At 61.2% G+C, this 22,768-nt stretch carries 24 protein-coding genes; 13 read left to right on the forward strand and 11 right to left on the reverse strand.

The window, feature by feature from the left end; genetic code table 11:
- The first annotated feature begins 46 nt into the window (after window positions 1–46).
- Entirely contained in the window at window positions 47–1,492 is a 1,446-nt protein-coding gene (locus BDB13_RS12810) for an MFS transporter (protein ID WP_094271967.1), read from the forward strand.
- Here the strand turns inward: BDB13_RS12810 and BDB13_RS12815 are convergent.
- From BDB13_RS12815 to BDB13_RS12840, 6 genes are all read right to left on the reverse strand, one after another.
- Window positions 1,489–2,691 carry an MFS transporter gene (locus BDB13_RS12815; protein WP_094271968.1) on the reverse strand — a complete coding sequence of 401 codons (1,203 nt, stop codon included), beginning with the start codon at window positions 2,689–2,691 and terminating at the stop codon, window positions 1,489–1,491. The two genes, BDB13_RS12810 and BDB13_RS12815, sit on opposite strands and share 4 nt — an antisense overlap.
- 234 nt (window positions 2,692–2,925) lie before the next feature.
- A complete protein-coding gene (locus tag BDB13_RS12820; RefSeq protein WP_094271969.1) occupies window positions 2,926–4,320 on the reverse strand; it encodes a sensor histidine kinase in 1,395 nt (464 codons plus the stop codon).
- Window positions 4,317–5,012: a winged helix-turn-helix domain-containing protein gene (locus tag BDB13_RS12825; protein ID WP_094271970.1), complete on the reverse strand. Its 696-nt coding sequence runs from the start codon at window positions 5,010–5,012 to the stop codon at window positions 4,317–4,319. Before BDB13_RS12825 ends, BDB13_RS12820 begins: the two co-directional genes overlap by 4 nt.
- Before the next feature lie 55 nt (window positions 5,013–5,067).
- The gene (locus BDB13_RS12830; RefSeq protein WP_094271971.1) at window positions 5,068–5,709 is read right to left on the reverse strand and encodes a phosphatase PAP2 family protein; all 642 of its coding nucleotides are present in this window, start codon (window positions 5,707–5,709) and stop codon (window positions 5,068–5,070) included.
- A 2-nt stretch (window positions 5,710–5,711) separates the two neighbouring features.
- The gene (locus tag BDB13_RS12835; protein ID WP_094271972.1) at window positions 5,712–6,281 is read right to left on the reverse strand and encodes a M15 family metallopeptidase; all 570 of its coding nucleotides are present in this window, start codon (window positions 6,279–6,281) and stop codon (window positions 5,712–5,714) included.
- 106 nt (window positions 6,282–6,387) lie between these two features.
- Window positions 6,388–7,065 (reverse strand): winged helix-turn-helix transcriptional regulator, encoded by a 678-nt coding sequence (locus tag BDB13_RS12840; RefSeq protein ID WP_094271973.1) that lies wholly within the window; start codon window positions 7,063–7,065, stop codon window positions 6,388–6,390.
- Between the two features lie 122 nt (window positions 7,066–7,187).
- Here BDB13_RS12840 and BDB13_RS12845 point away from each other — a divergent pair, with 122 nt between their 5' ends.
- Both BDB13_RS12845 and BDB13_RS12850 read left to right on the forward strand, forming a co-directional pair.
- Entirely contained in the window at window positions 7,188–8,027 is an 840-nt protein-coding gene (locus tag BDB13_RS12845) for a class I SAM-dependent methyltransferase (RefSeq protein WP_094274883.1), read from the forward strand.
- Window positions 8,027–9,430 carry an FAD-binding oxidoreductase gene (locus BDB13_RS12850; RefSeq protein ID WP_169637899.1) on the forward strand — a complete coding sequence of 468 codons (1,404 nt, stop codon included), beginning with the start codon at window positions 8,027–8,029 and terminating at the stop codon, window positions 9,428–9,430. Before BDB13_RS12845 ends, BDB13_RS12850 begins: the two co-directional genes overlap by 1 nt.
- Here the strand turns inward: BDB13_RS12850 and BDB13_RS12855 are convergent.
- A complete protein-coding gene (locus BDB13_RS12855; RefSeq protein WP_094271975.1) occupies window positions 9,420–10,619 on the reverse strand; it encodes a serine/threonine-protein kinase in 1,200 nt (399 codons plus the stop codon). The two genes, BDB13_RS12850 and BDB13_RS12855, sit on opposite strands and share 11 nt — an antisense overlap.
- 227 nt (window positions 10,620–10,846) lie before the next feature.
- On the opposite strand from BDB13_RS12855, the gene BDB13_RS12860 reads away from it, so the two are divergent.
- Entirely contained in the window at window positions 10,847–11,632 is a 786-nt protein-coding gene (locus BDB13_RS12860; protein ID WP_094271976.1) for a hypothetical protein, read from the forward strand.
- Complete coding sequence (locus BDB13_RS12865; protein WP_094271977.1) at window positions 11,629–13,182, forward strand: DNA polymerase Y family protein; 1,554 nt, start codon at window positions 11,629–11,631, stop codon at window positions 13,180–13,182. The genes BDB13_RS12860 and BDB13_RS12865 overlap by 4 nt, the downstream gene beginning before the upstream one ends.
- Window positions 13,183–13,196: 14 nt before the next feature.
- Here BDB13_RS12865 and BDB13_RS12870 read toward each other — a convergent pair whose 3' ends face one another.
- A complete protein-coding gene (locus BDB13_RS12870; RefSeq protein WP_094271978.1) occupies window positions 13,197–13,649 on the reverse strand; it encodes a MarR family winged helix-turn-helix transcriptional regulator in 453 nt (150 codons plus the stop codon).
- Between the two features lie 85 nt (window positions 13,650–13,734).
- Between BDB13_RS12870 and BDB13_RS12875 the strand changes: the two genes are divergently transcribed.
- From BDB13_RS12875 to BDB13_RS12895, 5 genes are all read left to right on the forward strand, one after another.
- Window positions 13,735–14,388 carry a maleylpyruvate isomerase family mycothiol-dependent enzyme gene (locus tag BDB13_RS12875; protein WP_094271979.1) on the forward strand — a complete coding sequence of 218 codons (654 nt, stop codon included), beginning with the start codon at window positions 13,735–13,737 and terminating at the stop codon, window positions 14,386–14,388.
- Between the two features lie 35 nt (window positions 14,389–14,423).
- Window positions 14,424–15,179, forward strand: coding sequence for an alpha/beta fold hydrolase (locus tag BDB13_RS12880; RefSeq protein WP_094271980.1), 756 nt, complete (start codon window positions 14,424–14,426; stop codon window positions 15,177–15,179).
- A 72-nt stretch (window positions 15,180–15,251) separates the two neighbouring features.
- Complete coding sequence (locus BDB13_RS12885) at window positions 15,252–16,913, forward strand: sulfatase-like hydrolase/transferase (RefSeq protein ID WP_254922801.1); 1,662 nt, start codon at window positions 15,252–15,254, stop codon at window positions 16,911–16,913.
- A 66-nt stretch (window positions 16,914–16,979) separates the two neighbouring features.
- Window positions 16,980–17,936 carry a R2-like ligand-binding oxidase gene (locus tag BDB13_RS12890; RefSeq protein WP_094271982.1) on the forward strand — a complete coding sequence of 319 codons (957 nt, stop codon included), beginning with the start codon at window positions 16,980–16,982 and terminating at the stop codon, window positions 17,934–17,936.
- 111 nt (window positions 17,937–18,047) lie between these two features.
- Complete coding sequence (locus tag BDB13_RS12895) at window positions 18,048–19,625, forward strand: HNH endonuclease signature motif containing protein (RefSeq protein WP_094271983.1); 1,578 nt, start codon at window positions 18,048–18,050, stop codon at window positions 19,623–19,625.
- Here the strand turns inward: BDB13_RS12895 and BDB13_RS32935 are convergent.
- Both BDB13_RS32935 and BDB13_RS32940 read right to left on the reverse strand, forming a co-directional pair.
- Window positions 19,598–20,146 carry a hypothetical protein gene (locus BDB13_RS32935; protein ID WP_254922802.1) on the reverse strand — a complete coding sequence of 183 codons (549 nt, stop codon included), beginning with the start codon at window positions 20,144–20,146 and terminating at the stop codon, window positions 19,598–19,600. The two genes, BDB13_RS12895 and BDB13_RS32935, sit on opposite strands and share 28 nt — an antisense overlap.
- Complete coding sequence (locus BDB13_RS32940) at window positions 20,128–20,445, reverse strand: alpha/beta hydrolase (protein ID WP_254922803.1); 318 nt, start codon at window positions 20,443–20,445, stop codon at window positions 20,128–20,130. The genes BDB13_RS32935 and BDB13_RS32940 overlap by 19 nt, the downstream gene beginning before the upstream one ends.
- Before the next feature lie 88 nt (window positions 20,446–20,533).
- On the opposite strand from BDB13_RS32940, the gene BDB13_RS12905 reads away from it, so the two are divergent.
- From BDB13_RS12905 to BDB13_RS12915, 3 genes are read left to right on the forward strand one after another with little or no spacing between them, the layout of a single operon-like run.
- Complete coding sequence (locus BDB13_RS12905; protein ID WP_094271984.1) at window positions 20,534–21,037, forward strand: hypothetical protein; 504 nt, start codon at window positions 20,534–20,536, stop codon at window positions 21,035–21,037.
- Between the two features lie 9 nt (window positions 21,038–21,046).
- On the forward strand, window positions 21,047–21,628 hold the full coding sequence (locus tag BDB13_RS12910) for a YdeI/OmpD-associated family protein (RefSeq protein ID WP_094271985.1): 582 nt from the start codon (window positions 21,047–21,049) through the stop codon (window positions 21,626–21,628).
- 24 nt (window positions 21,629–21,652) lie between these two features.
- Entirely contained in the window at window positions 21,653–22,540 is an 888-nt protein-coding gene (locus BDB13_RS12915; RefSeq protein WP_094271986.1) for a sucrase ferredoxin, read from the forward strand.
- On the opposite strand, the gene BDB13_RS12920 is transcribed toward BDB13_RS12915, so the two are convergent.
- A complete protein-coding gene (locus BDB13_RS12920) occupies window positions 22,533–22,760 on the reverse strand; it encodes a PLD nuclease N-terminal domain-containing protein (protein WP_094271987.1) in 228 nt (75 codons plus the stop codon). The genes BDB13_RS12915 and BDB13_RS12920 overlap by 8 nt on opposite strands.
- Window positions 22,761–22,768: the final 8 nt, after the last annotated feature.

Here is a 22,768-nt window from a genome sequence, read left to right on the forward strand (position 1 = left end):
CGACTGAGGTCTTTCACGATGCTCGGCTAAGGCGCACGATGGACCAATGACGGAACCATTGGCGCTGGCGTCGAGACGAGGGCGCTGGGTTGTTGCCGCCACGGTTCTCGGTTCGAGTATGGCTCTCCTCGACGGCACTGTTGTCAACATCGCGCTGCCGCACATCGGCTCCGACCTGGGGTCTGGTGTGGCAGGCCTGCAATGGACGCTCAGCGGGTACACCTTGGCGTTGGCGTCGTTGATCCTTCTCGGCGGTGCGCTGGGGGATCGGTGGGGCCGACGCCGGGTGTTCGTGTGGGGCACCGTGTGGTTCGCGGTGGCGTCGTTGCTGTGTGGAATTGCTCCGGACATCACGTTTCTGGTGGTGGCACGAATCCTTCAAGGTGTCGGGGCAGCACTGCTGACGCCCGGGAGTTTGGCCATCATCTCGGCGTCGTTGCGTGAGGAGGACCGGGGTGCGGCTATCGGATTGTGGTCGGGTCTCGGGGGAGTTGCGGGTGCCGTCGGCCCGCTGTTCGGCGGTTGGCTTGTGGAGGTTGCCGGGTGGCGTTCGGTGTTCTTCCTGAACCTTCCACTTGCTGCTCTGGTGGTGTGGGCCTCCGTGCGTCATGTTCCGGAGAGTCGTGACCCGAACCCGCCCGAGCGCCTCGACGTACTCGGATCTGCCTGTGCGGTGGTCGGTCTCGGTGCATTGACGTACGGGCTGATCGAGATGAACCTACTTGCCGGTGTTGTCGGCGGGCTGGCTCTGTGTCTTTTTGTTGTTGTGGAACGACGTTCGCCGAGTGCGCTGGTGCCGCCGTCGCTTTTCCATTCGAGAATGTTCGTGGCGGCAAACCTGGTGACGCTGGCCGTGTACGCCGCGCTGGGCGGAGTGTTTTTCCTGTTGGTGTTGCAACTGCAACTTGTCGCCGGCTATTCACCGGTGGCGGCCGGTGTAGCAACGATTCCGATTACGTTGGCGTTGTTGCTGTTCTCGTCGCGGGCAGGCAGATACGCGCAGACTCACGGACCTCGCTTGCCGATGACTGTCGGGCCGGTGTTGGCGGCCGCGGGGTTGGTATTGATGACGCGCATCGGTGTTGATGCGTCGTATCTGACGGACGTGCTGCCCGGGGTGCTTGTTTTCGGTCTGGGTTTGTCCGTGATGGTGGCACCGTTGACTGCGGCGGTGCTGGGTTCGGTTCCGGTGGAGCAGTCGGGAATTGCGTCCGGTGTGAACAATGCGGTTGCCCGAACCAGCCAACTGCTGGCGGTTGCTGCATTGCCGGGAATTGCGGGAATCAACACCGAAGCCCTGGTGGACCCCGCACTGTTCTCGGACGGATTCACTGTGGCGATGTACATCTGTGTCGGACTCTTGCTGCTCGGCGCGGGTATTGCTGCCGTGTTGATCCGCACTCCGGAAGTGGAGCCGGCGGATTCGGTTGCCTGCAAACCGCACTGTGATCTGACAGGGCCTGCAGTGCAACCGAATCCGTCTGCAGACTAGGTGCTGATATCGCGATCGCGGCTGGGTACCAATGGGATTGCCGCAGCGGGGAACGCTGCGACTATCGCAAAGGCGATGGGATAGCCGACGATACCGATCAGTGCGCCCACTACCGGACCGACCGCCGACGCGGCAATGAACTGCCCGGTGTTCTGGGCGCCCAAGGCTTTTCCCTGCCACTGAGGTCCGGCAGCTTCGGCGACAGACGTGAAGGCCAAGCCGTTGTCCGCAACACTGACGGTAGTGGCCAGCAGGAGTATCAGTGCCGGGATTCCCCAGGGGGTGGCGTCGGCCGCTGCCATGGCCAACATGACCACGGCGGCCGATATCGAAACCAGTCGCAGCGGGCCCACTCTGCTCCCGGCGCGGTCGCTCCACATACCCACGACGATGCGTCCCAAAGCGCCCACGAACTGCGAAACCCCGATCAGAATTCCGGCGGGAGCGGCGTCCCAGTGCTGCTCACTGATCAGCCACACCAGGCCGAATGTCGACAACGTGAACTGCGGGAACACCAGCAGCGCCGACACGATGTGGATGCGCCACAGGAACCAGTTGGAACGGTAGGGGTTGACGGAGGCGACGGGTGCTGCGGTGACGGCCGGACGTGGGGGATTGACCAGCGCAACTGCACAGATCAGCGCGAGCAGGCCGTTGAGAGCCACTGACAGTGCGACCGCCGAACCGATTCCGGTGTGGGCTGCCAGCGTCGGGATGGTGACCGAAGCGATGGTCACGCCCAACGGTTGGGACATCTGCCGGATGCCCATGGCCAGTCCGCGTCGATCCTTCGGGAACCAACCGACCACTACGCGTCCACTAGCGGCGTTGGTGCTGGCCGCCGCCATACCGCCGAGCAGGAATGTAATACCCAGGAGCGCATAGTTATCGGTGGTGGTGGCTGCCAGGGCGGCCAGCGCGGTCAAGGCCAATCCGATGGAGATGACCCACTTCTCGCCGAATCTGTCGGCCAGGGCTCCCCAGGCAACCAGCGTCAGGACCATGCCGAAAGTGGGTGCAGCAGCGAGTGTTCCGGCCTGGGCCAGTGAGAGGCCGTGCTCGGAGTGCAGGAGTGGAATCAGGAAGGCGGGGGTGCTGACGAAGACGGTGCCTGCCGCCTGGGCTGCAACACCGATGCCGAGCATCGACCATGCCCGGGGTGAGACTGCTGATTTCTCCAGCCGTGACGGTGCGGTCATCTCTGCCTCCCAGTTCGCCGTGATTCGACGGGTTCGAGACTACTCCCACCGTTCCAGATGCTGATATATGTTTCTCGCATGTTGGGATGCATGTGTGCTGGGGATGGTGGTCTGTGGGTTTGCGGGCGGTGACCCCTGGATGGAGCGAACGGTATGCCCGTCGCCTTAGATGCGCCGAAAGGTACGTTCGCTCAGAAGGGGAAGCGGCAAATCGGGCGCGGCGGGTTAGCGGGGTCAGTTGAGGGGCAAGCGAACTGTGAAGACTGTGCGTCCATCTACCTGATCGACGTCGATACTGCCGCCGTGCAGGCGTACGTTCTCGACGGTCAGTGACAGGCCGAGTCCGCTGCCCTCACTACGCCCACGAGCAGTGTCTACCTTGAAGAATCGGCGGAAGATCGCTTGGCGGTACTCAGGCGAAATGCCGGGTCCGTGGTCGATGACGTGGATGACGGCGTAGCCGGGTTCAGTGCTCAGTTCGACGCGCACGGGGGGCGATCCGTGACGTAAGGCGTTGCCGACGAGGTTGGCGAGGACGATATCGATTCTGCGTGAATCAACTCGGGCACTGATGTTTTGGGGTGCGGAGAGTTCTACGATGTCGGACCATCCGCGGCTCTCCAGCGTGCGCTCGGTCAGGCTGACGAGGTCGATGTTGTCGAGCACCAGCCGTGCTTGTTGCGAGTCGTGGCGCGACATTTCGATGAGGTCTTCGACGAGTCGGGTGAGTTTGGTGATTTCGCTGCTCACGATCCGGGCAGCGGTGGCGGTGTCGGGTGGCAGGTTCGGTATTTCTTCGGACAGGATCTCGCTGACGGGTACGAGTGCTGCCAGCGGAGTGCGCAGCTCGTGCGAGACGTCGGCGACGAATCTCCGGGACTGTTCTTCGGATTCTTTGAGTTCGTTGATCACAGCTTCGTTGCGCGCGACCATGTTGTTGAATGTTGTTGTCAACTGAGCTAATTCGGCCACTCCGTCTTCCGGTAGGCGGACGCTCAAGTCGCCGTCGGCGGCGCGCGATGCGGCGTCGTCGAGGCGTTTGAGCGGACGAACCAGTGTCGACGCGATCCAGAAGCCGAGTAATCCGCTGACGAGGACACCGAGGGTGAGGGTGAGCGCAACGACCCCGAGCAGATTGTCGAATTTGTCCTGCACGCCGACGAGCGGGCGGATGGCGACGGCGCTGACCAGTGTCTGATCTTTGCCGCCGGGTGCGGAGGAAGTGTCGGTGAGATTGATCGACAAGCCCAGCATGATGTGCTCGGAGTCGAGTCTCTCGAAACGGAGCAGTTTGGGGCTGACCAGCCCGTTCGAGAAGCTCGGCGGTATCGCTGACGGATTGGCGGATCCGAGTTGAACGACATCACCGTCCACGATCACTGTCATGTCGTCAGGAAATACACTTGCCATGCTTGTCGGGGTGATTCCGTCGACATGTTCACCGTTGAGCGAGAGTACTTCGTCGCGAAACTGCGCAGTCGCGACGTCTTGCGCGTTGGAATAGATCCAGGATCGTGCCATCAGAGACACCGCTCCCGCGGTTGCTCCGGCGATGATCACCACGATGGCAATGAAGACGAGAACCAGCCGGGTGCGGAGGCCGTCGACGCGTAGCCAGGTCGGTTTCATCGGGGTTGGGAGTTGAATCGGTAGCCGAAGCCGCGAACCGTTTCGATGAACGTCGGTTCGGCCGGGTCGTCTTCGATCTTGCTTCGGAGGCGTTGCACGGCGGCGTCGACGATGCGTGAATCTCCGAGGTATTCCTGATCCCAGGCGGCGGACAGCAGTTGTTGACGGCTCAGGACCAGCCCGGGATTCTGGGTCAGCGCCAGAATCAAGCGAATCTCGGTCGGGGTGAGGGTCAATTGTGCTCCGGCTTTGTGGATTTTGAGTGACGCTCGATCGATCTTCAAGTCTCCGAAAGTTTCGGCGGCAGGGAGTGTTTCAGTAGGCGGAGTGGTGGGCGCTGACCGGCGTACGACGGCTTTGATCCGGGCGTCGAGTACCCGCGGACTGGCGGGTTTGACGACGTAGTCGTCGGCACCGGCTTCCAGTCCGGCGACGGTATCGATGTCGTCGGATCGTGCGGTCAGAATAATGATGGGGATGGCGCTACGGGTGCGGATGCGTCGGCAGATTTCGTAGCCGTCGGCACCCGGAAGTCCGAGATCGAGAAGTACCAGGTCTGCGGCGAGCAGAGCGTCGTCGAAATCGGTGTTGCCGTCGGGTCGATGGCTGACGGTGTGCCCGAGTCGGTTCAGCCCCAACATGATTGCTTCGGCGACGGCCGGATCGTCTTCTATGAAAAGAATGTTCACCATGGTCCGGTACCTTCTGCAGTCGGAGGAATCTCGGTAAGCTCACAGTACAGGTGCCTTACACCCTCGAGAGTCGTTCGTTCCCGGGGTCGGCCAGCGCGGATTGCCGTGGAACCGTGGTGTTCAACGGGAAAGCGGACACGGCGAGGGTGTAGCAGCCCACCAGAAGCAGCGCACCGATCACGTCGCTCGGCCGGTGCCACTGAAGGACGATCACGGAGATTGCGGTGCCGATGACGATCAAGGCACCGTTGATTGCAACTATGGAGCGCCATCGATGGGGAGTTGCGAACACGATCGCGCAGACCAGGGCTGTAACAGCGGTCAGGGTGCCACTGGGGAAGGAATTGTGCATGACAAGACCGTTGAGATCTGGTCGCTGAAGGGACTGTTTGAGCGCCCAGGCTGTGGCGATCGGTCCCAGTGTCACGACGGCAACGCGGAGCGCCAGTGCAATCGGGTTGTTACGCAACGTGATCATGAGTACCACGAGTACTCCTCCCACTATCAGAATCGGGGTGACCAGACCGATGAATGCCGCGGCCAGGGAGTCGAGATCCTCCGAGTAGGCCGCGTCTCTCATGATCTGCTGGTCGACTATCTGACCGCCGGCAGTGTTGACCGCCAACTCGAATTCGATGATTCCCAAGACCAGAAGTACCAGTGCGGCAAACAGTCTCGGTAGTTTGATGCGTGACATGGTCAGCCTTCCGCTCTCTCGTCCGAGGGGTTGCTCAGTTGTGGGGGACATTCGCCGCCGGGGGTGGTGGCCAATTCGAAATGCCACATTTCATTGGCGTAGGTCTGACACAGTCCGTAGTCGCTGCCGTGCTGGATGAGCCAGTCGTCGGCATTTGTCGGTCCGATGTCGACGGCCTGTCCGCTGACGTGTTTCGAGAGGTTCGGCGGGTGCACCCATTGTGCGGCTTCGCTTGCGCTGCCGTACTTTACGACGGCGTTGTCGAAGAGGCGTTGTTGAAATGCCGCGGATCGCCAACCTGACGTGACATGCATGACAACGCCGGATTTCCGGGCATCGGCGACGGCCGAGTGAAGTGCTGCGAGTAGTGCGGTGTCCAGGCGTGCCAGCGCCGGCAAGTGTGTGTCGCTCGGGCTGATGCCGCCCTCGATCTCGCCGCCGGCGGGTCCTGAATCAGGTTGAGTGGCAAGATAGTTTCCGCTCTTCGGCTGGGCGTCGTCGGTATACGAGCATGCGGTGAGTCCGAGCACTCCGAGCGTGAGGAGGCAGAATATTCCGCGGTGGCTGGGCATGCAATTGAGAGTGCTCGGCCGCTGTCACGGTGAGATGGTGACACGTAGTCAACCGTGACACAGATTGCGACAGCTCTGTAACAACTTGGAACGGTGCTGGTAAGAGCTACACCGGGCGCGGGATGGTGGCGAAGGTGGACAGCTCGAACCACGCCGGGAGACCGCGACGCAGTGGCGCGGGCCCGGAAATGGTGATATCTCCGGATTTGACGGCGTCGGCCCAGGTCAGATTGCCGCGCCAGACTTCCGTCATCGGTCGCAACCCCGCAGATATCGATACCGTGACGTCGAAGCCCGGATCGTTGTCGCACACGTCGACTTCGCCGGAGTTGATGACCAGCCACCAGTTCCGGGAATGCCCGTGTACTCCGGAGAACGCGAAGTGGACCACAGCTTTTCCGCCGGGGACTACGGAATGGTCTACGCGTCGATGCATGTCCCAGAGCAGAAGTTTCGGATCCAGATCTCCGTCTCCGAGTTCGCCGATCCAACGGGTGCCCCAGATTCCGAGAGCTTCGACGACGGGACGGAGTTCTCGGCCGGCGTCGGTGAGGCGGTAGGCGATGGCTCCGTCGCTGTCGTTTCGCTCCACGATGCCGGCGACGGTGAGTTGGTGCAGGCGCCTGGACAACAGTGTGGGAGACATTCGTGGAAGCCCGCGTCGTAGGTCGTTGAAATGTTCACTTCCCATGATGAGTTCGCGGAGCAGCAGTAGTGTCCAGCGCTCGTCCAAGAGTTCCATCGCCTTGGCGACGGGGCAGAACTGGTGATACGACGACCCCATGTATCGATCGTAGGCCGATGAGTTGCCGCGGTACAGATCTGGTACTGGAGGGGCTGGGAATCCCGTCGTAACGTCAACTGTCAGAACGGATGTTGCTGCGAAATTGGTTGGAGGAGAATGCAATGACTGAATCAGTAGATACGGTGGTGTCGGATCGGGCGCTCAAGTCCAAGCACCGGGTCATGTGGGGGTTGGGTGATTATCCTGCGGTGGCGTCGCAGGTTATCCCGGACCTCGGGCCTGCCTTGGTGCAAGCGTGCGAGGTCGGGGAAGGTGACCGTGTCCTTGATATTGCAGCGGGGGCGGGCAACGCGGCTATTCCGGCAGCGGCGCGTGGAGCGGAGGTGGTGGCAATCGATCTCGCGCCTGAACTGTTCGAGGCGGGAAAGCGTGCTGCGGCACTGGCTGGTGTCGAGCTGGTGTGGAAGGAAGCCGACGCCGAGAACCTGCCCTTTGTCGATGGTGAATTCGATGTGGTGCTCTCGTGCGTCGGGGTCATGTTCGCGCCGCACCATCAACGGGCAGCCGACGAGCTACTCCGAGTGTGTCGCGTCGGCGGCCGGATCGGTGTACTGAGTTGGACTCCAACGGGTTTCATCGGAGAAATGTTCAAAGTGATGAAACCGTATGCGCCGGCTCCGCCGCCCGGTGTGCAACCGGCGCCGCTGTGGGGTGACGAGAACCATGTGCGGGGGTTGTTCGGCGATTTGGTTGGTGATGTCGATGCGCGTCGAAAGATCTTGCACGTGGACAGGTTTGGTGGACCGGAGGAATTCCGCGACTTTTTCAAGGCCAACTACGGTCCGACTATCGCCGTCTACCGCAACATCGTCGACGATCGCGACAGAACAGAGGCTCTGGATCGGGAACTGGTGGAGTTGGCTCGTAGGTACGACATCGGCGACAGTTCCTTCGGCATGGACTGGGAGTACTTACTCGTGACCGGTGTGAGGGGTGTGTGATGACAAGGATTGATGTCGAGGTGTTGAGATCCTCGATCACAGGGCCGGTGTTCGGTCGTGATGATGAGGGCTACGACGATGCACGATCGATCTGGAATGGTCAGATCGATCATCGGCCAGGGGTGATAGCGCGGTGTCGGGGATCAGCAGACGTGGCGCAAGCGTTGAGATTTGCCCGCGACAACTCGCTGGAAGTGTCGGTGCGGGGCGGTGGGCATTCCTACCGCGGCGCTTCGGTGTGCGAGGACGGTCTGATGATTGATCTCAGTGCGCTCAACAGTGTGAATGTTGATCCGAACCTGCGCCGAGCACGGGCCGGTGGCGGAGCGACGATGGCGAACCTCGATTCCGCGACGCAGGAACACGGGTTGGGTGTGACAGGGGGAGTGATCAGCGATACCGGCATCGGTGGGCTGACCCTCGGCGGCGGGATGGGGTGGTTGACGCGATCGCTCGGATTGTCGATCGACAACCTGGCGTCGGCGGAGGTAGTGCTTGCCGACGGTCGGGTGGTACGCGCTTCCGAAGACGACCATCCCGACTTGTTCTGGGCGCTGCGCGGTGGCGGCGGCAATTTCGGGGTAGTGACGGAGTTCGAGTATCGGTTGAGTGAGGTAGGCCCCGAGGTACATTTGGGATTGTTTTTCTGGGGCATGGACGACGGACCGGATGCGCTGCGTCTGTTCCGTGAGGTGGTGCCTGCGCTGCCGGGCAATGCCGGTGCGTTGGTGGCTGTCAGTTTGTCTGCTCCGCCCGCGCCGTTCGTTCCGGAGCAGTTTCACCTGCGTCCCGGATATGCCTTGCTGGTAGCTGGTTTCGGATCTGCGACGGAGCACGAGAAGGCGATTGCGCCGATTCGAGATGGGTTGGAACCGCTGTTCGAGTTTGTCACGCCACTCCCGTACGTCGGACTGCAGTCGATGCTCGACGAGTCCGAACCGTGGGGCGCATACGCGTACGAGAAGGCCTTGGATCTCGAGGATTTCTCCGATGAGGTGATCGACGTTCTGACCGAACACGCGGGGAAGAAATTGTCACCGATGTCGTTCATGCCGATCTTCCCGATGCAGGGTGCTTTCACCTCCGTCGGCGAGGACGAGACGGCGTTCGGTGGCACGCGCACTCCGCACTACGTGTGCAACATGACGGCCACGGCAACAGATGAGGGAACGTTGGATCTGGATCGCGAGTGGGTGCGAGACACCTGGGAAGCGTTGCGTCCCTTGTCATCCAATCAGGGCGGGTACGTCAATTTCATGACCGATGCGGACGAAGATCGAGTCCGCAGTTCGTACGGGTCTGGCAAGTACGAACGGTTGGCTCGGATCAAGGCGGAGTACGACCCGGGCAACGTCTTTCATCTCAATGCCAACATCAAGCCGGCTGGTGCAGTCAGGCAGTGAGCACCAGTATGACGACGATGATCGTGGCGAGAACGATGATCGCCACCATTGCCGTCATGGCGATAGGAGCCCAGGCGACGACCTTGTCCCGAGTGCTCGCATCTGCTGGCCCGGTGGGCATCCGCGGTGGCCACGAGAACAAATCCAGTGGGCTGGGTACGGAGCCGAGCGGCGTATTCTGTTGGACCGCAGGCAACCCGGTGACAGTCGGGCCGACCAACCGGTTGCGTCGGTGCGGATCGGGGAGTTGCGTGGTGCGGTGTGCCCAGGCCGGAACGGCGCCCTCGGTCGAGTACAGCGGTGTGCCGATCAGTTGATCGATGGAATCACCGTTGGTGGCGACAGCGGCGAGTGCGTCGCGGGCCTGCGCCATGGTGGGCCGACGCGTCGGATCCGGTGCGAGCAATTGGAGTAGGACGTCGGTGAGCGGTCCGGATTTGGTGGGACGGTAGATCTCGGCCTTGGCGACGCGGTGCAACAGGGCGATGGGATCGGAGTCGATTCCGAATGGCGGTTGACCTTCGATGACGGTGTAGAGCGTCGAGCCGAGGGAAAACACGTCACTGGCTTCGGTGGGGTCGTCGCCTCGCGCAACTTCGGGGGCGAAGTACGCCGGTGTGCCGGTGATGACCTCGTCCTGATGATCGGCACCGTCGCTTTTGGCGCGTGCGATCCCGAAGTCGCTGATCTTGACGATGCCGAGAGATGCGCCACGGTCGGCGATGAGGATGTTGCCGGGTTTGATGTCTCGATGCACGATGCCGGCGGCGTGTGACTCGGTGAGTGCGGCGGCGATCTGTGCGCCGATCTGCGCGACTTCGAAGGGCGGCAGAGCGTCGGCGATATTCATGGCCTGGGCGAGGCTGCGAGACGGGAAGTACTCCATGACGAGCCATGGTTCGCCGGCTTCGAGAGCGACGTCGTACATCCCGATGGAGTGGGGATGTGAGAGTTTGGCGGCGTTGCGGCCTTCGCGCATTGTGCGTTCGCGGATCTCTTCGGCGCTCTCGTCGTCGAGTCCGGCCGTAGTAGTGACCTGTTTCACCGCGACGTCGCGGCTGAGGAGGGTGTCGCGGGCAAGCCAGACGGCACCCATGCCGCCGCCGCCGATTTTGGAGCGGAGTCGGTACCGCCCCGCCAGCAGGTATTCGGGGCCGATGCCCCTCCCGGTCTGCTCTCGAACTGTCACAAGTTCAAGGTTAGTGGATTGATACGCCTGTGGCCCTCGAGGTTGGTGTGAACTGGGCCCTTTGTCCCGCCTTGACGTGCCGTAAGTGACAGGCTTTACTGGAAAACGATTCGAAAATATGTTCGATTTGTTGTCTGTTCGACGCGTGTCAGACCTCGACTTCCCCGTGGTTTGCCGGCTGGTTATGGATCGCTTGCCGAGTTTTACAGGACGGGGATGAAAAAGAGGTGACCGACGTAGTGGAGGCCGCGATCGGCGAGTCGGACTTGTCCCGTCAGGATCGGTTGGCGCAACTCCGCAATCGGATGGCATCCATTCCGGCCGGTGGCGACGGGAAAGCTGTTTTGTCGTTTCCTGCCGGCGCTTCGGCGGGAGTGCCGGTAGATCGAGCGGCAAAAGTGGGCATCTTGCCCGTGCCCGCCGGTATCGCCGAGTTGCTGCCACAGGGCGGATTGGTGCGGGGCACCGTGGTGTCCGTGGAAGGGGCGTCGTCGCTGCTTGTGGGGCTGATGGCATCGGTGACCGCCTCGGGTGGGCATGTTGCCGTCATCGGCCAGACTCGGTTGGGAGTGTTGGCTGCCTACGAGATGGGCGCGAAGTTGGAGCGTCTGGCCTTCATACCGGCTCCCGGCCCCGATCCGGTCGAGGTCGCCGCCGTGCTGCTCGACGGTATGGATCTGGTGATTTTGGGATTGGCAGGGGCGTCGGTGCCGCCGTCGCGGGCGCGGGCAGTGGTGGCGCGCGCTCGAAGTAAGGGCTCCACTCTTGTTGTGACGGACGGACATTGGGATGGCGCGGAGATCCGGTTGGATGCACGGGTTGATGGGTACGGCGGCTTCGGTCAGGGTCGGGCGCTGGGGCGGGGGCGGCTCGAATCGCTCAGTCTTGCAGTGCGTGCCCGCGGGCGTTCGTTCCAACCGCGCACCACGCGTCTGGATATCTGCAGTGCGGCCGGACGCGTGGAATGGCGGCCGACGCGCGAGGTAAGTGCAGCTCAGGTGGTGGCGCTGTGAGCAGGGTTTTGGCTCTGTGGTGCCCGGATTGGCCGGCAGTGGCAGCGGCTGCGCTGGCTGATCTTCCGGCTACGCATCCTGTGGCTGTCACCTCCGGCAACCGGGTGATTGCGTGCAGTGCGACGGCGCGGGCGGAAGGGGTTCGGCGTGGATTACGCAGACGCGAGTCGCAGGCACGGTGCCCGGAACTGTATGTGGCGGTTGCAGATCCGGAGCGCGATGCTCGGTTGTTCGAGCCGGTTGCGGCTGCGGTCGATGCGGCAGCGCCTGGTATCGAAGTGCTCCGCCCCGGGCTGTTGGTACTGAGTGCGCGTGGTGTCAGCCGGTATTTCGGCAGTGAGGAAGCTGCAGCGGAGCGGTTGGTGGATCAGGTTGCGGCGGTGGGCGTCGAATGTCAGGTGGGGGTGGCAGATCAGCTGTCGACTGCGGTGATTGCCGCGCGCAGGGCTGTGTTGGTTCCGCCCGGTGGAGGTGCGAGTTTCCTGGCACCACTGCCGATGTCGGAGTTGGCAGCTGAGCCCAGTTTGTCTGCGCCGCATCGCGGCGAGTTGGTGGATCTGCTGCATCGCCTCGGGATCAGAACCATCGGGTCGTTTGCCGACTTGCCTGCCGTCGATGTGGCGTCGCGGTTCGGTACCGACGCGGTACTGGCACACCGGGCAGCCCGCGGTGAGCCTGAGCGGCCACCGTCGGCCCGGACACTCCCGCCGGATCTCGAGGTGGAGCAGCAGTACGATCCGTCCATCGAGCGCGTGGACGCCGCAGCCTTCGCCGGACGAGCATTGGCGAGCCTCCTGCATGACAAGTTGTCGGGAGCAGCAGTGGCCTGCACTCGGTTGCTGATCTCGGCGAGCACAGGGAACGGTGAGCATCTCTCTCGCACGTGGCGCTGCGCGGAACCGCTGACGCCGGAGGGAACGGCAGATCGAGTGCGGTGGCAACTCGACGGATGGCTGAGTGGGCGCAGCGAAGCCAAGCCCACCGCCGGAATCGCGGTACTGCGTCTGGAACCGGTGGAAGTGGTCAGCGCCGGCGCTTTGCAATTGGGGTTGTGGGGTGGGGTGGGCGACGAGGACGAGCGTGCCAGGCGCGCGTTGGTTCGAGTGCAGGGATTGTTGGGCGGTGAGTCGGTTCAGGTAGGTGTTCTCAGTGGAGGAAGAGGTCCGTTGGAGCGAATTACCTTGTTGCCATTAGGGGATGAACGTGTGGCGGCGCACGACCCGACGTCGCCGTGGCCGGGGCGACTGCCGCAGCCTGCCCCGGGATCGATCTTCGTCGACAACCCGAAGGTAGTGCTCCGGGATGCGTCGGGCACCGCGGTGTACGTCACCGAACGAGGGGTGTTCAGTGCGAGGCCCGCGAGGCTGACGTGGGGAAGCAAGGAATGGGCGGTGCAGGGCTGGGCAGGGCCGTGGCCCGTTGACGAGAGATGGTGGGACACGGCAGCGGTGCGGACGGCGGCGCGGGCGCAGGTGTTGTTGGAACAATCGCGGGCTCTGCTGGTGATCTGTGAAGGAGGAAGGTGGTCGGTGGAAGGCGTGTACGAGTGAACTCTTGGATCTTTCTATCCGGATTTGCCTTCTGCGGCATACGGATCGGTAATGCTGCGGAGCAGCAGTAGAGACTCTCGGAGTTGATCCATCCGAGGCTTACCCAGATGTTCGGTCCACTCCGACTGGATTCGTGCTTCCTCTGCCCGAGCGATCGGAAGGATGTCGATGCCGCGCCCTACGATCCGAATCAGTCGGGCGCGCTTGTCATTCGGGTCGACAATTCTCTCGACGTACCCTGCGCGTTCGAGTTGGTCGACAAGAAATTTTGCGGTCTGCTTGGCCACCTGAGCTTGCTCGGCCAGATCGGTAAGTCTTGTTCCGTTCGGGCCGATGCGGGCTGCGATGCGTGCCTGGGCGAGCGTGATGTCCGTGTACCCAGCATGTCGAATCGCTTCGAAGATTCGATTTTCGGCTGATCGGTACGCAGTGAACATCAGCACTCCGACTTCGAGGTTCGACGGCATCTCGGGATTCCTTGTCCTCGCTTATCGATCGTCCTAAAATTAGTACCATTATCGTACTAAATTGAGATGATCGTTCGGAGGAGTCATGAACGAAGGCGAGATCTGGGCGGCGATAGACGGTGCGCGTCTGCGCACGGCGACCTTGCTCGAATCGCTGTCAGACGACGAATGGAAGCACGAATCGCTGTGTGAAGGCTGGACGGTGCGCGATGTTGCTGCCCATCTGACGATGCAGCAGGGTGCCGTCGGTGCCGCCGCCCGTCTGGCGCTCGAGCACCCCACCCATCTCCGCGACCTCAACATGCTCATCCGCGATACAGCACTGATCCGATCTCGACTGCCGGTGGACGAGCTGATCGCCAAGATTCGAGGGATGGTGGGATCTCGACGTCACAACATCGGCGTCACCAGCCTCGAGACGTTGATCGATATTCTCGTTCACGGGCAGGACATTTCGATACCACTGAATCGAAATCTCGAAATGCCCACGACAGCAGCAGTATCCGCAGCCGACCGTATCGTGGCCTATCGAGGTCGGGGTAAGGCTCGAGTATTCAAGAATCTTCACCTCGACGGGTTTCGGCTCGTCGCCGACGACATTGACTGGTCGACCGGTGCAGGCAAGGAGGTCGACGGGCCGATAGCGTCGATAGTGTTGCTCCTGGCCGGCCGACCTGCCGCACTATCGCAGATGAGCGGAGCCGGAACAGCCGATCTGCAGAAGCGGATTGCGGCCTGAGAGGAATCAATCGAAGAGGTCTATTCTGAGACCTCGTGAGTGTCGCTAACGTACGCAGTGCCGGTGGAGTCGAAATCAGCTATCGCGATTCCGGTGCCAAGTCGAGTACTGCCGAACTTCCGCCCGTAGTCCTGATTCACGGGATGGGCGGTGACAGCGGAACCTGGGACAGGTTCGCCCGGGCATTACGGTCTCGCGATCGGCGGGTTGTGTCTGCGGATCTTCGTGGACACGGGCGGAGTGACAGGGCGTCGTCGTACCTGTTCGAGGAGTTCGCCGAAGACGTCATGGACGTGTGCGATCACTTGGAATTCGATCAAGTCGATGTGGTGGGGCACTCTCTCGGCGGGCATGCAGCGTCGCTGATTGCGCAGAAACGACCCGCCGGAGTTCGTAAACTGGTCATCGAGGAAGCTCCGATCCCGCTACGCGCGGGCGATCCGGAACAGGTGTTCACAAAAAAGTTGCCGAGCATCCCTGAACTATGGCATGCCACAACAAGTTTGGTCCGCCATCCTCGTGCCGCATTTTCATTCGATCGGTCGATGACAGGGTCGGCGCTCGAGCAGTTTCGCAGACCGGATCAGCAATGGTGGGACAGACTGCCGTTGATCGAAGCAGATACCTTGTTCTTGCGCGGTGGGCTCGGCGGAATGGTCGATCCGGATCGCCTGAGCGAAGTTGCGGCCACGCTCAGACGCTGCGAGGTCGTGTCATTTCGCACCGGTCACAGTGTTCATCGGGACGGCTACCGCGAATTCGAGTCTGCAGTAGTGCCGTTCATTTCCTGAAGGGAAACGAATATGTGTAATAAGCGGCAAAACGGTCAACTCTGAGGACACACTCTCGAGAGGACGCATTCCGTGAGCCCAGAAACTGCGAACGTCCACCATCTCAGTCAGGGAGTTCCCCGTCGGATGTTCTTGGGTGGTGTGGGCGCGGTGGTTCTCGCAGGTATGACGGATATCGGGTCGGCGACTGCCGCAGACACGCCGGCAAGGAAAGCGCCCAGCGATTCATTTCCGGCCCAGCCCAATATCGTGGTCATCATTACCGACCAGGAACGGCGGCCGATGTACTGGCCGCAAGGATGGGTCGAGCGGAATCTGCCTAACCGACAACGGATTGCGGCTCACGGGCTCACATTCGATCAAGCCGTGTGCAATACGGCGATGTGTTCGCCCAGTCGCAGCACATTTTTCACCGGCCTGTATCCGGCGCAGCATGGCGTGACCAGAACCCTCACCGAGGGAGGCACGGTATCTCCGACGGAACCGCAATTGCAGACGTCGGAGCAGAACATGGCGAAGATGTTGGCGTCGGCTGGTTACAACGTTCATTACCGTGGGAAATGGCATTTGAGTAAGGGTTCCGACGGCGGAGATCCCACCAGCGATGACGTTGCGGCATTCGGCTTCGAGGGATGGGTGCCTCCGGATGCCGGCCAGGACACCAACCCCGATCACTTCGGTGGGGGATGCGCAGACCATGACCGTCGCGCCGCCGAAGAAGCGGTCGAATTTCTTACCGGACCGGATGCGAAGGGCGATAAGCCCTTTGCTCTCATCGTCTCGTTCGTCAATCCACACGACGTGCTTGCCTACCCGCAATCGTGGAATGCCATGAACGGCACGTGCGACAACTACGGGTCCGACGCACCCGGTTCGTTCGAGCAGGGCATTGAACTGCCGCCGACCTTCGACGAAATCTTGGCTTTCAATCACAAACCGACTGCGCAGGTTCAATCCGAATTGTTACTTGCCGCGGGACTCGGCCCACTGCTCGGACCAGACCAGGCCAAGAACTACATCAACTTCTACGCCTACATGCACAAGGTGGTGGACGAGCACATCGGCAGTGTGCTCGACGCGTTGGAAGCCACCCCGCAGATGCTCGACCAGACCGTCATCGTGCGCATGTCCGATCACGGTGAGATGGGGATGTCGCATGGAGGGCTCCGGCAGAAGGTATTCAACGCGTACGAGGAAACACTGCGCGTTCCGCTTGTGATCAGCAACCCGTTGTTGTTCCCCAATCCAGTTCAAACTGACGCCTTGGCGTCGTTGATCGACGTGGTGCCGACGCTCGCAACCCTCGCCCAGGTGCCGGACCGCGATGCGTGGAACTTTCTCGGAACGGATCTGACACCGGTGATTGTCGACGCGGCGGCGTATCCGAACGCGCCGAGTATGCAGGTTCAAGACACGATTCTTTTCACCTACGACGATCAGAACTGTGCAACACCGGACGGTCAGAACATTGTTACGCAGCCGAACCATATTCGCTGTATCCGGGACAGTCGCTGGAAGTACACGATGTACTTCGATCCGGCGGGAGTTGCTGCGCCCCAGTACGAGTTGTACGACATGGCGGCCGATCCGCTGGAGCTGAACAACCTTGCGAACCCGCTCAACTTTGCGTTCTACCAACCCGCCAAAGCTACGGAGATGAACACAAAACTCTTCGCGGCGATGCAATCCAAGGGTGTTTCCCTGGCCGAATCGAGCAATGTTCCGCAAAACTGATTCACGTTGTCGTTCGGCGGGCATTCGGGTGGGACATATATCTTCGTTTCGGGAAGAAGGAATGTCATGACCGTCACCTCGCCGGGGCGAGAAGGTTTCAGCACCCTCAGGTCGGGAGGGCTCAACTGGGACTCCTTCCCGCTGCGTTTGTTCACCAAAGGAAATGCCAAATTTTGGAATCCAGCCGACTTGGATTTTTCCCAGGACGCTCAGGACTGGCAGGAATTGACCAGCGAGCAGCAACGTAGCGCCACGTTATTGTGTGCGCAGTTCATCGCCGGAGAAGAAGCCGTTACCGAGGACATCCAGCCGTTCATGCAGGCAATGACCGCCGAAGGTCGGTTCGGCGACGAGATGTACCTGACTCAATTCTGTTTCGAGGAAGCCAAGCACACTCAGGTTTTCCGGCTCTGGATGGATGAGATCGGACTTACCGACGATTTGCATTCCTACGTCGCCGAAAACCCGGACTATCGGCAACTGTTCTACGAGGAACTGCCGTCGTCGTTGCAGATACTTCAGACCGATCCGAGTCCCGTCAACCAAGTGCGTGCGAGCGTCACGTACAACCACGTCATCGAAGGCAGCCTTGCATTGACGGGCTATTACGCGTGGCAGAAGGTATGCACCAATTGGGGAATCCTGCCGGGCATGCAGCAACTGATCAAAAAGATCGGCGACGACGAACGTCGCCACATGGCGTGGGGAACGTTCACGTGCCGTCGGCACGTGGCGGCCGACGACTCCAACTGGGATGTTGTGCAGCAACGGATGGGGGAGTTGATGCCGATGGCACTCGGATTGATCAACTGGAACAACGATCAATTCGAGGTGCAACCCTTTGGTCTGGATAAGCAGGAGTTCGTCGTGTACGCCGCAGATCGTGCGCAACGACGCCTGTCTGCAATCGAGTCGGCACGGGGACGCGATGTAGCCGAGATCGACTTGGACTACTCGCCCGAGACTCTCGAGGAGAAGTTCGGCGAAGAAGACGCAGCAGCGATGAGTGAGGCTGCTGGTTGAGGCTGTGTCTCCGAACCGTAAGCAGCAGTTACCTTTACAGGTATTCGGACTATTCCGACTGATTTGTCTGTGACTGTTGTCTCCGAACATAGTTTCGAATACGTTGGAGGGATGTTGGAGTCGGGGGTGGGAAGTTACGGTCCGTCAGCGCCGCTGACCGGTGCCGAATCCGATTGCGCCCTCATCGATTTCATCTCCGAACTGCATTCGTGTGAAGCTCGGTTGGTGGAGCGCAAACTTGCTGCGATTGCCGAGTTCTTCACCCGCCGTAGCGCCGAGCACATGGCCTCCGGGACGTGGTCGTCCACGGCGCACGAGTTGGCGGAATCGGAGATCGGGGCGGTGTTGACGATGGGCCGCTCAGCGGCCGGGAAACTCATCGGACTGGGCTTTGCGTTGAAGACCCGCCTGCACCGTACGCGGGCGGCGATGGCGCGCGGGGAGTTGGATGTCTATCGGGTCGGGTTGATCGAATCGGCCACTGCGAATGTGTCGGACGAGTTGATCGACGAGGTGGAACGCCTTGTCCTGGAACAGGTATTGGCTCCAGCCGTGGATGGTGGGACGGGGTTGACGGGTCGCCGGTTGACCGGTGTGATCGATCGGATTGTGGCGCGGGTGGATCCGGAAGGGATGCGGGAGCGCCGACGCCGGGCGTTGGCGGACCGGTTTGTCGGGGTCAGTGCGATGGAGGACGGGATGGCCCGGATCGTGGGCAGTATTCCGGCGGAGCAGGCCCGACTGTTCGACGGTCGGTTGCGGGAGTTGGCGTTGTCGGTGTGCCGGGATGATTCGCGGACGTATGAGCAGCGTCGGGCGGATGCGTTGGGCGCTCTGTTGGATGGTTCGGCGGTGTTGCCGTGTGATTGTGGCCGGGTGGATTGTCCGCAGGACCGTGGTGGGTTGGCGGTGGTGCGTCGTCCGTTGGTGGTTGTGGTGATGTCGGAGTCGACGGTTCAGGGTTCTGACGAGCCGGCGCATCTGGATGGGTACGGGGTGATCAGTGCCGATCAGGCGCGGGACATCGCGAAGGATGGGATTGTGCGGGAGGTGCGGGTGCCGGCAGATGTAGTGCCTGAGCCTGCCTCGGAATCACTGCCGGCGTCGGCGTTGGTCTACCGCCCCGGTGCGGCATTGGATACGTGGCTACGGGCGGCGGCGGGGAGTTGCCAGTGGTTGCACTGCGACGTCCCGGCGTGGAATTGCGATCTCGACCATCTGGTGCCGTTCGATCACGCCGATCCCGCCAATGGTGGGAAAACGATCGCGTCGAATCTGTCGGCGTATTGCCGAAATCATCATCGGCTCAAGCATTCCGGGCGTTGGTTGCACACCCCGAACCTGGATCGCACAGTCACAGTGGTTTCTCCGACGGGGCATTGCTACCGAACCCGGGCGGCGGGATTGCTGGCGGGATTGCCGGATCCGGTCCCACCGGAGGGCGGGCCACGAAGGCGGACGAGGTTGGAGAACAAGGCTGCCCGGGTTCGGGGTGAACGCCGGCGTCGGCGTGCGCTGATGGATGTTCGGGCTGAGAAGTTGGAGCGGCGGGAGCGGCGGCTGAAAGTTCGGCGGCGGACTCAGTTGTTGCAGCGGTTGATGCGGGTGCGGGCAACAGCGTCGGGACGTAAGTACGTGGTTCGTCCGCGGAAGCCGGTGGATTACGGCGACGACCCACCACCGTTCTGAGTGCCGTGTCCGTTGGTCGGGCTCAGGCCTTGGCGGTCCAACCAGGCCAAGCTGTAGTTTGCGATTTCGCGCCACCCGTGGTCGATGGTCAGTGAATGCCCACGGTCGTCAAAGATCTTGTACTCGTTGACTGTTGGTGCGTTGTGGTACATCTTGAACGAACTGTCGGAGCTGGCTTTCGGGACCGTTCGATCTTTTCCGCCGCCGATCATCAGCAGCGGGCCGCGGTCTGCATTGAAGTCGACTTTTGCAGGGCTGTGGGGAGAGAAGTTGGCGAGAGCAGCTTCGAAAAGTGGTCGCCCCGGCGCCGGAATGACGTATCTCTCGTACAGTGCGTCGGATTCGTCTTTCGTGATCGCGCTTGCGAAGGACTTGTGAAAGGACTTCTTGGTGTGGGAATACGCCTTCCGATAGTTGGTGGGATTGGATAGGACCGGGAGCACGCTGCTGAGTTGCACGAGAGGCAATTTCAGGACGCCTTTGGGTTGTGCGGGATCGATAGCTACTGCGGCAGAAGCCAATTTCTGTCCCAGAAGTTTTGGGCGATCAAGCCGCCGAAGGAATGGCCGACCACGATCGGCGGTGAATCAAGGTCGGCAATCACCCGCGCGTAATGGTCGGTGATTTCGTCGATCCCGTGATCGGCAATGTCCTCAGGATGTTCGCGGGACTCTCCGACGGTAGACGCGTCTCCAGGCCAGCCGGGTGCCATCGTGGCGTAGCCGAGTTCGTTGAAAGCCTGCGCCCACGGTTCCCACGTGCTCGGATGCATCCACAGTCCGTGAATGAAAAGAACCGTCGGCTTGGCGGTGGTGGACATGGGCTCTCCTGTGATCGATCGGGCCTGACCGGTAGGGATACCCGCATTCATCTGACTCATTCATTTCGCAACTGGCAAGATTGCGGTCATGTTCAGAACCTCGAATCAGCGATCCATGGCCATGTGGTCCGCGGCTTTTGTTCTCTCCCAGGCCAATATCGTCAGACTTCTGGGTCCGGCGGCTCCGCGGGTTCTGGAAGTGCAGACGGCATTCTCGGCTCGTCGATACCGCGAGGTTCTGGCAAAAATGGATGACGCCGAGACTGCACGTTTCCGTAGCCACTACTTCCCGGATTTTGTACATCCGGCGATCTACGCAATGGCATTGCGTGCGGGTGCACAGCGACTGGGGGAGCACGTGCCACTGTCGCCGGCAACGCAGAAAGCTCTGGCTGTGGCACCCGTGCTTTCTGCTGTCGGGGACTACATCGAGAACGTCGTCGGATTGCACCTTCTCGATCACCGCGATCAGATCAGCGACGGGGCGGTGCGAGTTACCTCGGCTGTCAGCATCGCAAAATGGGGGCTGGCGCTGGGAACTCTGGGGTACCTGTCGCAGGGCTTTGTCAGAGTATGGGCATCGAGACTGTAGGGAGCGACGATGGCAGTAGAACTGGGCACCGAATACTTTGCGGACGGCGAGGAGTTTCGCCGCTGGCTGTCGCAAAATCACGAGTCTGTACCGGGGGTGTGGCTGAAGATGGCCAAGAAGACCTCATCTCATTCGTCGATCGACTACGACCAAGCCCTCGATGTCGCTTTGTGCTTCGGTTGGATCGACAGTCAATCCAAGCGAGTCGACGACAACTTCTTCGTACAGAAGTTCTCCCCACGTACGACGCGTAGTCCGTGGTCCAAACGCAACGTGGAGATCGTCGCGAGATTGGCTGATGCGGGTCTGTTGGAACCAGCCGGCATTGCCGCGATCGAGAAGGCCAAGGCCGACGGTCGATGGGAAAAGGCTTACGCAGGATCGGCAAAAGCCGAGGTGCCGCAGGATTTCCTCGACGCGCTCGCCTTGAATCCTCAGGCGCAGGCGTTCTACGAGACTCTGAATTCTACGAACCGGTTCACAATCGTCTACCGGTTGCAGGAGGCCAAGCGGCCGGAGACCAGAGCGCGCCGGATCACAAACTTCATCAGCCAACTCGCGGAGGGTAAAAGTTTCACTGACAGGAGCTGACACAATGGCGTGGTGATCGAAGCCATGACCTGCTCAGCACTCTCCGCCGTCGACGAGCCGTTGGAAGGCACAGCCGCGGAGGTGCGTGGTTGGGTGTGCCTCGAGTTCACCGCCGCGTGGGGCCGAGATGTGCTCGACGGCACCGCGTTGGGTGAGGAACTTGCCACGGAGTTGAGCCGTCGGGCTGATGCGGCAGATGTGCGCATCATGTTCATCCGGCATCCGGGTCGTAGTGAGCCGCTGACTTCCGGCCACACGGTGTTGCTGGCTCGAACCGATCCGGACGATTCCTGGTGTGAGCGGGTGAAGATCGATACACCCTTCGATCTCCTCGATATCGACTTTGCAGTGCTCGGCGGGCCGGCTCCCGGTCTGGGCGACCGCGTCGAGGAACCCATGGTTCTGGTGTGCGCACACGGTAAGCGCGATCAATGCTGCGCCGTTTTCGGTAGACCCGTTGCAGCAGAGCTGGTTCGGTCATTTGGTGAGCATGTGTGGGAATGTTCGCATACCGGCGGGCATCGCTTTGCGCCGTCGATGATCCTGCTTCCCAGCGGCTATACCTACGGCAGACTGTCCGAAGCTGACAGCCTCGAAGCCGTTGAATCAGCAATGAGTGGCAGCGTCTACCTTCCGGGATTGCGTGGCCGGAGTACCTGGACTCCACAAGGGCAGGTGTCGGAAATTGCTGTACGGCAGCACATTAGCTGCGGTGTTGATGATCTGAGCGTGATCGATCTGGGTGCCGGGGTATCCATCGTTGAGCATGTGGACAGTCGGCGATGGGAAGTGGAGACCGAAACTTCGGAGTTGCCTCCGCGTCCACCGAGTTGTGGGGCAGTGCCCAAACCTGTTCGGCCCGTTACCGCTAAGTCTGTTCGTGAATTGGGTTCAGGACTGTTGCTTACGTAGAACGGCCCGGACGGTTGCCGAGGAAGAACCAGGCGGTCGCTCCGACGATCGGAAGTAGGGCGATGATTGCGCACCAGCCGATCTTCGATTCCCACGGATGGGTTGTGGACCGGAGAACCGACAAAAGCGCGGTGGCAGTGAGTGCGAACCACAGGATCGCGGAAATGCCCCAGGCGATGTCGTAGCCGATGGGAACCGTCGGGTTCGTGTTGTCGTCCATGGTCGAAA

Source organism: Rhodococcus sp. OK302 (assembly GCF_002245895.1).
In the GTDB taxonomy this organism is placed as follows: domain Bacteria; phylum Actinomycetota; class Actinomycetes; order Mycobacteriales; family Mycobacteriaceae; genus Rhodococcus_F.

Bases quoted from the DNA above. Each gene is read 5' to 3' on its own strand.
- BDB13_RS12810 (WP_094271967.1), top strand. From the start codon at position 47: ATGACGGAACCATTGGCGCTGGCGTCGAGACGAGGGCGCTGGGTTGTT.
- BDB13_RS12815 (WP_094271968.1), bottom strand. From the start codon at position 2,691: ATGACCGCACCGTCACGGCTGGAGAAATCAGCAGTCTCACCCCGGGCA.
- BDB13_RS12820 (WP_094271969.1), bottom strand. From the start codon at position 4,320: ATGAAACCGACCTGGCTACGCGTCGACGGCCTCCGCACCCGGCTGGTT.
- BDB13_RS12825 (WP_094271970.1), bottom strand. From the start codon at position 5,012: ATGGTGAACATTCTTTTCATAGAAGACGATCCGGCCGTCGCCGAAGCA.
- BDB13_RS12830 (WP_094271971.1), bottom strand. From the start codon at position 5,709: ATGTCACGCATCAAACTACCGAGACTGTTTGCCGCACTGGTACTTCTG.
- BDB13_RS12835 (WP_094271972.1), bottom strand. From the start codon at position 6,281: ATGCCCAGCCACCGCGGAATATTCTGCCTCCTCACGCTCGGAGTGCTC.
- BDB13_RS12840 (WP_094271973.1), bottom strand. From the start codon at position 7,065: ATGGGGTCGTCGTATCACCAGTTCTGCCCCGTCGCCAAGGCGATGGAA.
- BDB13_RS12845 (WP_094274883.1), top strand. From the start codon at position 7,188: ATGACTGAATCAGTAGATACGGTGGTGTCGGATCGGGCGCTCAAGTCC.
- BDB13_RS12850 (WP_169637899.1), top strand. From the start codon at position 8,027: ATGACAAGGATTGATGTCGAGGTGTTGAGATCCTCGATCACAGGGCCG.
- BDB13_RS12870 (WP_094271978.1), bottom strand. From the start codon at position 13,649: ATGCCGTCGAACCTCGAAGTCGGAGTGCTGATGTTCACTGCGTACCGA.
- BDB13_RS12875 (WP_094271979.1), top strand. From the start codon at position 13,735: ATGAACGAAGGCGAGATCTGGGCGGCGATAGACGGTGCGCGTCTGCGC.
- BDB13_RS12890 (WP_094271982.1), top strand. From the start codon at position 16,980: ATGACCGTCACCTCGCCGGGGCGAGAAGGTTTCAGCACCCTCAGGTCG.
- BDB13_RS12895 (WP_094271983.1), top strand. From the start codon at position 18,048: ATGTTGGAGTCGGGGGTGGGAAGTTACGGTCCGTCAGCGCCGCTGACC.
- BDB13_RS32940 (WP_254922803.1), bottom strand. From the start codon at position 20,445: ATGTCCACCACCGCCAAGCCGACGGTTCTTTTCATTCACGGACTGTGG.
- BDB13_RS12905 (WP_094271984.1), top strand. From the start codon at position 20,534: ATGTTCAGAACCTCGAATCAGCGATCCATGGCCATGTGGTCCGCGGCT.
- BDB13_RS12910 (WP_094271985.1), top strand. From the start codon at position 21,047: ATGGCAGTAGAACTGGGCACCGAATACTTTGCGGACGGCGAGGAGTTT.
- BDB13_RS12915 (WP_094271986.1), top strand. From the start codon at position 21,653: ATGACCTGCTCAGCACTCTCCGCCGTCGACGAGCCGTTGGAAGGCACA.
- BDB13_RS12920 (WP_094271987.1), bottom strand. From the start codon at position 22,760: ATGGACGACAACACGAACCCGACGGTTCCCATCGGCTACGACATCGCC.